This window comes from Priestia sp. YIM B13491 (genome assembly GCF_042787605.1).
GTDB classification, from domain to species: domain Bacteria; phylum Bacillota; class Bacilli; order Bacillales; family Bacillaceae_H; genus Priestia; species Priestia megaterium_E.
On the sequence record NZ_JBHZOR010000001.1, the window covers coordinates 635,152 to 647,829 of the forward strand.

Consider the following 12,678-nt stretch of genomic DNA (forward strand, 5'->3'; position numbering starts at 1 on the left):
GACGAGTCTGAATAAGCATACGATATAAGATTGTAACAATCTAATAGGTGCATTTACAAATAAAAGGGTGTGAAAAGATGCAATGAGATGGTATGAATTAGGTGAAAAAGCAATAGTAGAAGTAACAAAAACAGACAGACAGCATGGTCTTACACACAAAGAAGTAAAAGCACGTCAGCAGCAGCAAGGATTTAATGAATTGACTGAAGGAGAGAAAAAACCGGCCATTCTTGTGTTTCTAGAGCAGTTTAAAGATTTTATGGTGCTGGTTTTACTAGCTGCTACGCTTATTTCAGGTCTTTTAGGCGAATACATCGATGCGATTGCTATTATTGCCATTGTAGTAATTAATGGATTTCTAGGTTTTTTTCAAGAAAGAAAAGCAGAGAAATCTCTTCATGCATTAAAAGAGCTTTCTGCTCCTCAAGTAGCAGCTATGCGTGAAGGGAAATGGGTTAAGTTGCCATCTAAAGAGCTGGTAGTAGGAGACATTGTAAAGTTTTCGAGCGGAGACCGCATCGGGGCTGACCTTCGGATTATGGAAGCCAAAAGTCTAGAAATTGAAGAATCAGCGCTTACGGGAGAGTCTTTGCCAGTTGCCAAGCAAATAAAAGCTTTGCCCGGAGATGAAGTGCCGCTTGGAGATCAGGACAATATGGCGTTTATGGGTACGCTTGTGACGCGAGGAAGCGGAACAGGTATCGTTGTAGGGATTGGAATGAAAACAGCGATGGGACAAATTGCTGATTTGCTTCAAAATGCTGAAGCCATGATTACTCCTCTTCAACGGAAGTTAGAGCAATTAGGTAAAATTTTAATCGTTGTAGCCCTTGCACTTACTGTATTAGTTGTCGGGATTGGCGTGCTGCAAGGCCATGATTTATACAGTATGTTCTTAGCGGGAGTTTCGTTAGCTGTTGCTGCCATACCCGAAGGTCTTCCTGCCATCGTAACCGTGGCGCTATCTCTTGGTGTACAGCGCATGATTAAGCAAAGATCCATTGTTCGCAAACTTCCTGCTGTTGAGACACTAGGATGCGCATCAGTCATTTGCTCAGACAAAACGGGCACATTAACGCAAAATAAAATGACGGTTACTCACCTCTGGTCAGGAGGAATGACGTGGAGGGTATCAGGGACAGGGTATGAACCTACGGGTGTATTTTCGCGAGAGGAAAGAGAAGTTGATACACGGAATGAAAAACCGCTTCAGCAGCTTTTAGTGTTTGGTCTGCTTTGCAATCAAACGTCCATTTCGAGAAAAGATAAAGAATATGTCATCGACGGAGATCCTACTGAAGCGGCTTTGCTTGTTGCCGCAATGAAAGCGGGGCTGACAAAAGAAAACATTCAAAAGCAGTTTACGATTATTGAAGAGTTTCCATTTGATTCAACGCGTAAAATGATGAGTGTAGTCATTGAAGACGCATCTAATAAGCGCTATGTTATAACAAAAGGTGCTCCGGATGTGCTGCTTGTAAACAGCAAAAATATTTTGTGGGAAAGCAGACAACAAACGCTGTCGGTAACAGTTCATAATGAAGTAAAAGGAGCGATTGATCAGTTAGCTAGCCAAGCGCTTCGAACAATTGCGATTGCTTATCGGCCGTTAGAAGACCATGAGAGCGTCCATACAGAGAACGAAGCGGAAAAAGACCTGACTTTCCTCGGGCTTCAAGGAATGATTGATCCGCCAAGACCAGAAGTCAAGCAAGCGGTCAAAGAATGCCGAGACGCAGGGATCAAAACCGTTATGATTACAGGTGATCACGTCATTACAGCACAGGCGATTGCAAAACAGCTAGGCATTCTACCGAAAAACGGTCAAGTCTTGGAAGGAACGGATTTATCCAAAATGACGCAGGAAGAGCTAGAAGAAGTAGTGGATGATGTTTACGTATATGCCAGGGTATCACCTGAGCATAAGCTTAAAATTGTTAAGGCTCTTCAAGCAAAAGATCACATTGTAGCCATGACGGGCGACGGCGTAAATGATGCACCGGCTATTAAAGCAGCAGACATAGGCATCGCAATGGGCATCACCGGGACAGACGTAGCAAAAGAAGCGTCTTCACTCGTTTTGCTTGATGATAATTTTGCTACTATTAAATCAGCGATCAAAGAAGGACGAAACATCTATGAAAATATTCGAAAGTTTATCCGTTACTTGCTTGCATCAAATGTAGGAGAAATCTTAGTTATGCTCTTTGCGATGATTTTAGCACTTCCGCTTCCGCTAGTGCCCATTCAAATACTATGGGTAAACTTAGTAACAGACGGTTTGCCTGCGATGGCTCTTGGCTTAGACCAGCCAGAGGACAACGTGATGAAGCGCCATCCAAGGCATCCGCGTGAAGGTATCTTTGCAAGAGGATTAGGGTGGAAAGTAGTCAGCCGCGGATTTTTAATTGGAGCTGCTACACTTGCTGCATTCATGATTGTTTACGACAATGACCCAGATCGGCTGCAGTATGCACAGACGATTGCATTTGCCACACTTGTCATGGCACAGCTTATTCACGTATTTGACTGCCGGAGCGAAAAATCAATTTTTGATCGCAATCCATTTCAGAACTTATATCTTGTAGGAGCCGTTATTTCATCTATTATCCTTATGCTGGTGGCCATTTACTATCCGCCCCTGCAGCCTATTTTCCATACAATGGCTATTGCACCGCGGGAATGGCTCGTTATTCTAGGACTTGCAAGCCTTCCAACTTTTTTACTTGCCGGTTCACTTTTAACAAGAAAAGCTTCATAAATTGTGCTATACTTTAATACAGGCTGTCCTAAATGAGAAAACTCATGAAGGCAGCCTTTACAGGTTGAATAAAGAAGAGAGATTTCTTTTTTTTGCTAACACTTTCTTTTATGATACTTTTTATGTAAGATGTACATAGTGGATGTGATGATAATGATAAAAAGTATGACTGGTTTTGGCCGCGGAAAAGCGGAAGTGGAAAATCGATCAGTAACAGTGGAAATGAAGTCTGTTAATCATCGTTTTTGTGAAATTGTTATTCGTATGCCAAGACAATTAATTGAAATTGAAGATAAAATAAAAAAAATCGTTCAAACATACATAAAACGTGGTAGAGTAGAAGTATTTGTTACTATTTCAGGTGAAGAAATGGCAAAAAAGAAACTGCAGACGGATTGGCAGCTGCTTGAGGAATACATGAATGCGTTGCAGCAAGTACAAGAAAAGCATGGGCTGTCACAATCTGTTCAAATTCAAGACATTTTACACATGCCTGAAGTAATGACAACTTATGAAGAAGAAGCTGATCAGACGAGTATTCATGGTGCAATCTTTGAAGCCGTTGACGCTGCTGTGCATCAGTTAGTGGATATGCGGAAACGAGAGGGATCAGAGCTGTATCACGATTTGATGGGGTACTTACAGGATATTCAAGACATTCGCGAAAAAATTACACAGCTTGCTCCTGAAGTTGCTGAACAATATCGCGAGCGTATTAAAAGAAAGCTGAGCGATTATTTAGAAGGTGCTTTCGATGAGCAGCGAGTGCTGACTGAAGTAGCTATTTTTGCTGAAAAAGCAGATATTAGCGAAGAACTTACGCGAATTCAAAGTCATGTTTCACAATTTATTCAAGCATTAAATACACCTGATTCAGTAGGACGCAAGCTGGATTTTCTTGTTCAAGAGCTGAATCGTGAAATGAATACAATCGGTGCGAAGGCAAATAATGGTACTATTGCTCAGTATGTTATTAGTATGAAAGCACAATTAGAACGCATAAAAGAGCAGGTTCAAAATATTGAATAGCCTTCGTGTAAGATAAAGATTATATTGGTATAGCGGGAGGCTTCTTATGAGCGGTAAATTAGTGAACGTTGGATTTGGAAATTTTATTTCTTCTAATCGTATAATCTCTGTCGTTCATCCTGAATCAGCTCCAATCAAACGCATTATTCAAGATGCAAAAGATCGAGGCTCTTTAATAGATGCAACGCAAGGACGTAAAACACGATCTGTTATTGTTATGGATAGCGATCATGTTATTTTAGCTCCTGTACAGCCAGAAACTGTGTCACAGCGACTTATAAACAAAGAAGAATTATTAGAAGGGTAGGTCACTTGAACCGATGATTGAAAGAGGTTTATTAATTGTTCTTTCCGGACCATCAGGTGTTGGAAAAGGAACGGTACGAAAAGCATTGTTTGAGCAAGAAGACATTAAATTGCAGTATTCTATCTCTGCAACAACAAGAAAGCCCCGCGAAGGTGAAGTAGACGGTGTTGACTATTTCTTCAAACCACGCGAAGAGTTTGAGCGCATGATTGAAAATAAGAAATTATTAGAGTGGGCTGAATACGTAGGTAACTACTACGGTACCCCGGTTGATTATGTAGAACAAACGTTATCTGAAGGCAAAGACGTATTTCTAGAAATTGAAGTGCAAGGTGCTCTTCAAGTGAAAGAAGCGTTTCCAGAAGGTTTGTTCATCTTCTTGGCACCGCCGAGTTTGTCAGAGCTTAAAAGTCGTATCGTAAACCGCGGTACTGAAACAGAAGATTTAATCAATAACCGTATGCGCGTGGCAAAAGAAGAAATTGAACTTATGGACGCCTACGATTATGTTGTAGAAAATGACAAAGTAGAAAATGCTTGTGCTCGCATCCGTGCTATCGTAACGGCTGAACACTGCCGTCGTGATCGTATTTCTGCGCGCTATAAAAGAATGCTGGAGGTAGAATAAACATGCTTTATCCATCAATTGATTCCCTAATGGAAAAATTAGATTCTAAGTACACGCTTGTGACAGTAGCTGCAAAACGTGCACGTCAATTACAGCTTCACAATGATACGCCGATTGAAAAGCCGGTTTCTTATAAATTTGTAGGCTGTGCTTTAGAAGAAATTAATGCTGAACAATTAAGCTATAAGCAAGGTGTAGCAGAAGAAGATTCTAAACATCAGTAAGTGAAAAAATAACAACCTACTTTATAGGTTGTTATTTTTTTGATGCTTTTGTTTGTATTCAAGCAGGATAGTGAATGTCTCATTACAAAAATGGTATAATAATTAAATTGAAAAGCTTTAGATAGTTACCCGAGTAAACAAGCGGATGCTGGTTGAGCGGGATAAATAGATGGGGGCATAATGATGAAGGGAAAACGAATTTTATTATGTGTTAGCGGCGGGATCGCCGTATATAAAGCCGCAGCTTTAACAAGTAAATTAGTACAAGCGGGAGCGGAAGTTAAAGTAATGATGACTGCTTCGGCATGCGAGTTCGTAACGCCGCTTACGTTTCAAGCTCTGTCTCGAAACCCAGTTTATACAGATACGTTTGATGAAAAAGATCCATCTGTGATTGCACATATTGATTTAGCAGATTGGCCTGATTTAATTTTAGTAGCTCCTGCTACGGCAAATATGATAGGGAAAATAGCAAATGGTCTTGCAGATGATATGATTTCCACAACGCTGCTCGCTGCTACTGCACCTGTGTGGATTGCACCTGCAATGAATGTTCATATGTACGATCATCCAGCTGTTAAAAAAAATATGAGCACTCTTTCATCATTTGGTTACTCTTTTGTAGAGCCTGGAGAAGGGTATTTGGCATGCGGTTATGTAGGAAAAGGCCGTCTTGAAGAGCCGGAAACAATTGTTTCACTAATCGGATCTTATTTCTCACAAGCATCAGATACACAAAAGATCCTTGAAGGTGTGAATGTATTGGTTACAGCAGGACCTACGGTAGAACGCATTGATCCCGTCCGATTTTTCACCAATCGTTCTACCGGGAAAATGGGCTATGCTCTTGCAGAACAAGCTGCTAAGTTAGGTGCATCGGTAACACTTGTAACGGGACCGACGAATTTAGAGTATCCAAAAGGAGTGCAGGTTGTTCAAATTGAAAGTGCGCAGCAGATGCTTGAAGCTGTTATGCAGCGCTATCATGAAGCAGATGTTGTTATCAAATCAGCCGCAGTGGCAGATTACCGACCAAAGCATGTGTTTGATCAAAAGATGAAAAAGCAGCCTGGTGCAGCAGTATTAGAGCTAGAGAGAACAACAGATATTTTACGCACGCTTGGAGAGCAAAAAGAACACCAGCTTTTAGTCGGCTTTGCAGCAGAAACAGAACAAGTGGATGAATATGCACAAAAGAAACTTTTATCTAAAAACTTGGATATGATTGTAGCCAATAACGTAACGACAGAGGGAGCAGGTTTTGGGACGGACACAAATATTGTAACGCTCTATAAGCGAAGCGGAGAGTCTAGGAAACTTCCCATTCTTTCAAAACACGATGTAGCTACCGAGGTGTTAAAAGAAGTGAAGGAAATGTTAGAAGGGCTGAAAAAATGAGTGTAGCTAGTGTAATTGTGGACGTGGCTGCTAAGCAAACAGATCGAGCTTTTGACTACGCTGTTCCTGACAAATGGAAAGGAATTATTGTTCCGGGTATGCGAGTTGTCGTTCCGTTTGGTCCTAGAAAAGTTCAAGGGTTTGTGGTGGCTCTTAAAGAAGAGGCCGAAGTTAAGCGTGTTAAACCAATTGCTGACCTGCTTGATTTAACGCCGGTTCTGACTCCCGAACTGTTAGAGATTGGGCACTGGCTAACCGAAAAAACGCTTTGTTTTATGATATCGGCTTTTCAAGTCATGCTGCCTGCGGCGATGAAAGCAAAATATGATAAAGAACTGTCACTCCTTTCAAAAGAGGCATACGAACAGCTTCATGAGCAAGTAAAGCCGTTTTTTCAGTCAAGATCCTCACTGAAGTGGAGTGAAGTAGAAAAGACAGCCGCTGCTCCTGCTTTTCACCGTGATATTCAAAAAGGTCTAATCGAAGTTGTCTACGTTGTGAAAAACAAAGGAAACAAAAAAACGGCAAAAGGCGTAAAACTGAATCAAAGTCTTGAAGAAATTCAGCAGTTTATGAGCGAGTTAAATAAGCAGGCAGAAAAGCAAAAACAAGTGCTGTCTTTTATGCTCGAGCGAAATGAAGAAGTAGTCATAAAAGAAATAGCGGAAGATTTGCAGATTACCTCCGCTCCTATAAAAGCGCTGATTAACAAAGGACTCTTAGCGGAAACGGAAATTGAAATATACCGTGATCCTTATCAAGATCGATATTTTACACCATCAAAGCCATTTCAATTGACGGATGAACAAGCTGAGGCAATTGCACCGATTCTGCGGGACATCGAAGAAAATCTTCACGATGTGTTTTTAATGTACGGAGTAACCGGAAGCGGAAAAACAGAAGTGTATCTCCAATCAATTGATCAAGTGCTGAAAAAAGGAAAAGAAGCGATTATGCTTGTTCCGGAGATTTCACTTACCCCTCAGATGGTCAAGCGGTTTAAAGAGCGGTTCGGCTCAAAAGTTGCTGTGCTTCATAGCGGCTTGTCTACTGGTGAGAAATACGATGAATGGCGAAAAATTCAGCGAAAAGAAGTATCCGTTGTAGTAGGGGCCCGCTCTGCTGTATTTGCTCCATTTGAAAATTTGGGCCTTCTTATTATCGATGAAGAACATGAGACGAGTTATAAACAAGAAGAAAACCCCCGTTATCATGCCAGAGATGTAGCTATTTACCGAGGGCAGCATCATCAGTGTCCTGTCATTTTAGGAAGTGCAACACCAACGCTTGAGTCCTTTGCAAGAGCGCAAAAAGGTGTGTATAAGCTGCTGACGTTAAAGCAAAGAATGAATAAGTCATCAATGCCGTCGGTGGATATCGTTGATATGAGAGAAGAGCTTCGCAGCGGCAATCGCTCTATGTTTTCAACTCTGCTGTTTGAAAAGATGAAAGACCGTTTGGAAAAAGGGGAGCAAATCGTTTTATTTTTAAATAAAAGAGGTCATTCTTCTTTTGTCATGTGCAGGGACTGCGGTTACGTTCCGACATGTGAGCACTGTGAAATTTCACTAACGTATCACCGCTATCAAAATAAATTAAAATGCCATTACTGCGGACACGAAGAACATGTGCACACTGAGTGCCCAGAATGCCACAGCGAACATATCCGCTTTTTCGGATCTGGTACACAAAAAGTGGAAGAAGAATTAACAAAAGTGCTGCCTGAGGCTAGAGTCGTTCGAATGGATGTTGATACGACAAGCAGAAAAGGCGCGCATGAAAAGCTCCTGAACAAGTTTGCAAGTGGAGAAGCGCAAATTTTACTAGGGACGCAGATGATTGCGAAAGGGCTGGACTTTCCAAACGTCACGCTTGTAGGCGTTTTAACAGCAGATACGATGCTGAATTTACCTGACTTTCGTGCATCTGAAAAAACGTTTCAGCTTTTAACGCAAGTAAGCGGAAGAGCAGGACGCCACAAACTTCCAGGAGAAGTAGTGATTCAGACGTACACGCCTGAACACTACAGTATTCAACTTGCGAGTCAGCATGATTACGATGCGTTTTATAAGCAGGAGATGGAAATTCGTAAAATGCATAAATATCCGCCTTTCTTTTACTTGGCGCTTGTAACGGTATCTCATGAAAATATTGCAAAAGTGGTGTCTGTTACGGACAAAATTTCGCAGTATCTGCGTCAGAAACTTTCGCCGCAAACAACGATCTTGGGGCCAGTCGCATCTCCGATTGCTAAGATAAAAGATAGATATCGCTATCAATGCATGTTAAAATACAAGCTGGAACCAAGCCTGATTCCGCTGTTGAAATATATATTAGAACGTTATCAAGCGGAAATGCAGAAGGAGAATTTAACGATCACTATTGATTTGAATCCATACTCGATGATGTAACCAGTCGTCTTGATGGCGTTAAATAAGAAGGTTTTTGGATATAAATAGAAAGAATAAAGGAGGTGCCTATTTGGCTAAGCTTAAGCTTGTTTACCATCCTAATGAAGTACTTGAACAAGAGTGTGAAGTCGTTAAAAACTTTGATAATAAATTAGCGAAATTACTAAACGGCATGTATGATTTAATGCTTGAAGCAGACGGTGTGGGTTTAGCTGCTCCTCAAGTAGGAGTTCTGCAGCAAGTGGCAGTGGTAGACGTGGATGACCGACACGGTAAAATTGAGTTAATTAATCCGGTAATTATTGAGCAACGAGGCGAACAAATCGGTCCAGAAGGCTGCCTAAGTTTTCCGGGCCTTTTTGGTGACGTGGCTCGAGCTGATTATGTGAAAGTACGTGCGCAAAATCGTAAAGGAAAACCTTATTTTATAGAAGCAAAAGGTTTTTTAGCACGAGCAATTCAACATGAAATTGATCATTTACACGGTGTATTGTTCACGGAAAAAGTAACAAAGTATTACGAAGAGGATGAACTAGAAGGGTAGGTTTTACACGATGAAAGTCGTATTTATGGGAACGCCGGATTTTTCAGTGCCGGTTTTACAAACATTACTTAAAGATGGATATGAAGTGGTCGCAGTGGTTACACAGCCAGACCGACCAAAAGGGCGCAAGCGCGTATTAACACCTCCTCCAGTAAAAGTTGAGGCGTTAAAGCATGAAATACCTGTACTGCAGCCAGAAAAGATTCGTTTAGAAGAAGAATATCAGAAAGTATTAGCGTATGAGCCTGACCTAATTGTAACAGCGGCTTTTGGTCAAATTTTACCAACCCCTATTTTAGAAGCGCCTAAATACGGCTGTATTAACGTGCATGCTTCTCTGTTACCTGAACTGCGCGGAGGCGCGCCGATTCATTATTCAATTCTACAAGGTAAGCCGAAAACTGGTGTTACAATTATGTATATGGTAGAAAAATTAGATGCAGGTGATATCTTAACACAGGTAGAAGTTCCGATTGAAGAACGTGATCACGTTGGCACGCTTCATGATAAACTCAGCGCTGCTGGTGCAAAACTGCTTTCAGAAACCATTCCTTCTCTTGTAAAAGGTGAAATTACGCCGGTTAAACAAAACGATGACGAAGCGACATTTGCTTCTAACATTAAGCGGGAACAAGAGAAAATTGATTGGGCCCGTACAGGAGAAGAAATTTATAACCATATCCGCGGACTTCACCCTTGGCCCGTTGCTTATACAACAGCAGACGGTCAGGTCATGAAAATTTGGTGGGGAGAGAAAGTATCTGCATCAGGAAAACCGGGTACCGTTTTATCACTTGAAGAGGATGGATTTATAGTAGCAACTGGAAATGAAACAGCTATTAAAGTGACGGAACTTCAGCCGGCTGGAAAAAAACGTATGGATGCAGCGCAGTATTTACGAGGTACATCCGTTGAAGTCGGAACAGTATTAGGGGATGTCAATGAGTAAGTACAACGTTCGAGACATAGCTTTAGATATTTTACTAGCTATTGAAAAAAATCAGGCATTCAGCAATCTATTGTTAAATAACAGTATACAAAAACGCGGTATTCAAGGAAAAGATGCAGGGTTGTTAACGGAAATTGTGTATGGAACGATTCAAAGACGTGATACGTTAGATTACGGGTTAGCGCCTTTCTTGAAAAATCCAAAAAAACTGCAGCCTTGGGTGCGAGTTCTGCTTCGTTTGTCTCTTTACCAAATGGTATATTTAGACCGAGTGCCGGACCGGGCAATCCTTCATGAAGCAGTAGAAATTGCCAAAAAACGCGGCCACAAAGGAATTGCCTCAATGGTAAACGGCGTTTTACGAAATATTCAGCGCAGCGGCACGCCTTCTTTAGAAGAAATACAAAATCCTGTGGAGCGGTTGGCAATTGAAACGAGTCATCCATTGTGGCTTGTAAAACGCTGGGTGGAACAATATGGATTGGACAAAACACGCGGAATCTGTTTAGCTAATTTAATGGCCCCTAAACAAACAATCCGAGTAAACAGTGCACGCTTTACGCAAAATGAAGTAAAAGAAGCGCTTGAAAAAGAAGGTATTGTTGTAGAACCAGGCCATTTTGTAGAAGAAGCGCTAGAAGTTCAAAAAGGAAATGCAGCTCATACACAAGCATTTCGTGAAGGAATGTTTACCGTTCAAGATGAAAGCTCTATGTTAGTGGCTCATGCGCTCGGTGCGGAGGCAGAAGAGCTAATTTTAGATAGCTGTGCTGCACCGGGAGGAAAATCAACTCATATTGCAGAGCAGCTTAAAAATAGTGGTAAAGTTATTTCCTTGGACATTCATGACCATAAAGTAAAGCTGATTGCCCAGCAGGCAGAGCGTCTGCATCTTACCAATATTGAGCCGACGGTTCAAGACAGCCGCAAAGCGGGCGAACAGTTTGATAAAGAAATGTTTGACCGTATCTTAATAGATGCTCCGTGCTCAGGTTTTGGTGTAATGAGACGTAAACCTGATTTGAAATATACAAAAACTGAGCAAGATGTAAAGCAGCTGGCGCGTATTCAACAAGATATTTTAAATGCGGTTGCGCCTTTATTAAAAAAAGGTGGGACCCTTGTATATAGTACATGTACAATTGACCGGGATGAAAATGGGGATGTTGTAGCAGCATTTTTAGCAGATCATGCTGATTTTCAAAAAGATGAAACACTCGCTGCACGCATGCCGCAAAAGCTTAAACAAAACGTAAAACATGGTGAAATTCAATTGCTGCCAGATGCACAAAGCGATGGGTTTTATATTGCATGTTTACAGAAGAAGGTGTAAAAATGGAAGAAGTAGCTAAAAGAAAAGCAAAAGCAGAAGAAAAAGCGCAAAAACCATCTATTTATTCATTAGAAATGCACGACCTAGAAAATTGGTTAGTGGAACACGGAGATAAGAAGTTCCGTGCTAAACAAATTTTTGACTGGTTATATATTAAACGCGTAACGGACTTTGACGATATGTCAAACTTATCTAAAGGATTACGTGAACAATTAAAAGACAAATTTGCATTAACGACATTAAAAACAGTTGTTCAGCAAACGTCTGGGGACGGCACGATGAAGTTTTTATTCGAACTCCATGACGGTTATACGATTGAAACGGTGCTTATGCGTCATGAATACGGAAATTCTGTCTGTGTAACAACTCAAGTTGGCTGTCGCATCGGCTGTACATTCTGTGCGTCTACTCTTGGAGGTTTAAAGCGTAACTTAGAAGCTGGAGAAATCGTAGCGCAAGTAGTAAAAGTACAAAAAGCGCTAGATGAACAAGGAGAACGCGTGAGCTCTGTCGTAATTATGGGTATTGGGGAGCCATTTGATAACTACGATGAAATGATGCGCTTCTTAAAAACAATTAACAGTGATGATGGATTAAATATTGGTGCACGTCATATCACAGTATCGACAAGTGGAATCATTCCGAAAATCTATAAGTTTGCTGATGAAAAAATGCAAATCAATTTTGCGATTTCACTTCACGCTCCAAACAATGACATCCGCTCACGCTTAATGCCGATTAACCGTGCGTACAAACTTCCTGATTTGATGGAAGCCATTAAATATTATACGGATAAAACGGGAAGACGTATTAGCTTTGAGTATGGTCTATTCGGAGGAGTAAACGATCAAGTAGAGCATGCCGAGGAATTAGCGGATTTGATTAAAGACGTTAAATGTCACGTGAACTTGATTCCCGTAAACTATGTGCCTGAGCGTGATTATGTTCGTACACCGCGTGAACAGATTTTTGCATTTGAACGTACGCTTAAAAAGCGTGGCGTTAACGTGACTATTCGACGTGAGCAAGGTCATGACATCGATGCAGCTTGTGGCCAATTACGTGCGAAGGAGCGTAAAGAAGAGACGAGGTGA

General features: G+C 41.2%; 11 protein-coding genes. All 11 read left to right on the plus strand.

What is annotated here, in order from left to right; all coding sequences use genetic code 11:
* Positions 1-82: 82 nt before the first annotated feature.
* The 11 genes from ACFX4E_RS03275 (at position 83) to rlmN (ending at position 12,678) form a co-directional block, all read left to right on the plus strand.
* Positions 83-2,761 (plus strand): calcium-translocating P-type ATPase, SERCA-type, encoded by a 2,679-nt coding sequence (locus ACFX4E_RS03275; protein ID WP_028410781.1) that lies wholly within the window; start codon positions 83-85, stop codon positions 2,759-2,761.
* Between the two features lie 153 nt (positions 2,762-2,914).
* Positions 2,915-3,790, plus strand: a complete 876-nt coding sequence (locus tag ACFX4E_RS03280; RefSeq protein WP_028410782.1) for a YicC/YloC family endoribonuclease — start codon at positions 2,915-2,917, stop codon at positions 3,788-3,790.
* Between the two features lie 46 nt (positions 3,791-3,836).
* Positions 3,837-4,097: a DUF370 domain-containing protein gene (locus tag ACFX4E_RS03285; protein WP_013084831.1), complete on the plus strand. Its 261-nt coding sequence runs from the start codon at positions 3,837-3,839 to the stop codon at positions 4,095-4,097.
* Between the two features lie 13 nt (positions 4,098-4,110).
* Positions 4,111-4,725 (plus strand): guanylate kinase, encoded by a 615-nt coding sequence (gmk, locus tag ACFX4E_RS03290; protein WP_013058927.1) that lies wholly within the window; start codon positions 4,111-4,113, stop codon positions 4,723-4,725.
* A 2-nt stretch (positions 4,726-4,727) separates the two neighbouring features.
* Positions 4,728-4,949: a DNA-directed RNA polymerase subunit omega gene (gene rpoZ, locus ACFX4E_RS03295; protein ID WP_013058926.1), complete on the plus strand. Its 222-nt coding sequence runs from the start codon at positions 4,728-4,730 to the stop codon at positions 4,947-4,949.
* 180 nt (positions 4,950-5,129) lie between these two features.
* Positions 5,130-6,347, plus strand: coding sequence for a bifunctional phosphopantothenoylcysteine decarboxylase/phosphopantothenate--cysteine ligase CoaBC (coaBC, locus tag ACFX4E_RS03300; protein WP_028410783.1), 1,218 nt, complete (start codon positions 5,130-5,132; stop codon positions 6,345-6,347).
* Positions 6,344-8,758: a primosomal protein N' gene (priA, locus tag ACFX4E_RS03305; protein ID WP_328249605.1), complete on the plus strand. Its 2,415-nt coding sequence runs from the start codon at positions 6,344-6,346 to the stop codon at positions 8,756-8,758. The genes coaBC and priA overlap by 4 nt, the downstream gene beginning before the upstream one ends.
* A gap of 70 nt (positions 8,759-8,828) precedes the next feature.
* The gene (def, locus tag ACFX4E_RS03310; RefSeq protein WP_013084828.1) at positions 8,829-9,302 is read left to right on the plus strand and encodes a peptide deformylase; all 474 of its coding nucleotides are present in this window, start codon (positions 8,829-8,831) and stop codon (positions 9,300-9,302) included.
* A 10-nt stretch (positions 9,303-9,312) separates the two neighbouring features.
* The gene (fmt, locus tag ACFX4E_RS03315) at positions 9,313-10,251 is read left to right on the plus strand and encodes a methionyl-tRNA formyltransferase (protein ID WP_050689665.1); all 939 of its coding nucleotides are present in this window, start codon (positions 9,313-9,315) and stop codon (positions 10,249-10,251) included.
* Positions 10,244-11,584 (plus strand): 16S rRNA (cytosine(967)-C(5))-methyltransferase RsmB, encoded by a 1,341-nt coding sequence (gene rsmB / locus ACFX4E_RS03320; RefSeq protein ID WP_028410786.1) that lies wholly within the window; start codon positions 10,244-10,246, stop codon positions 11,582-11,584. Before fmt ends, rsmB begins: the two co-directional genes overlap by 8 nt.
* 2 nt (positions 11,585-11,586) lie before the next feature.
* Positions 11,587-12,678: a dual-specificity RNA methyltransferase RlmN gene (gene rlmN, locus ACFX4E_RS03325; protein ID WP_028410787.1), complete on the plus strand. Its 1,092-nt coding sequence runs from the start codon at positions 11,587-11,589 to the stop codon at positions 12,676-12,678.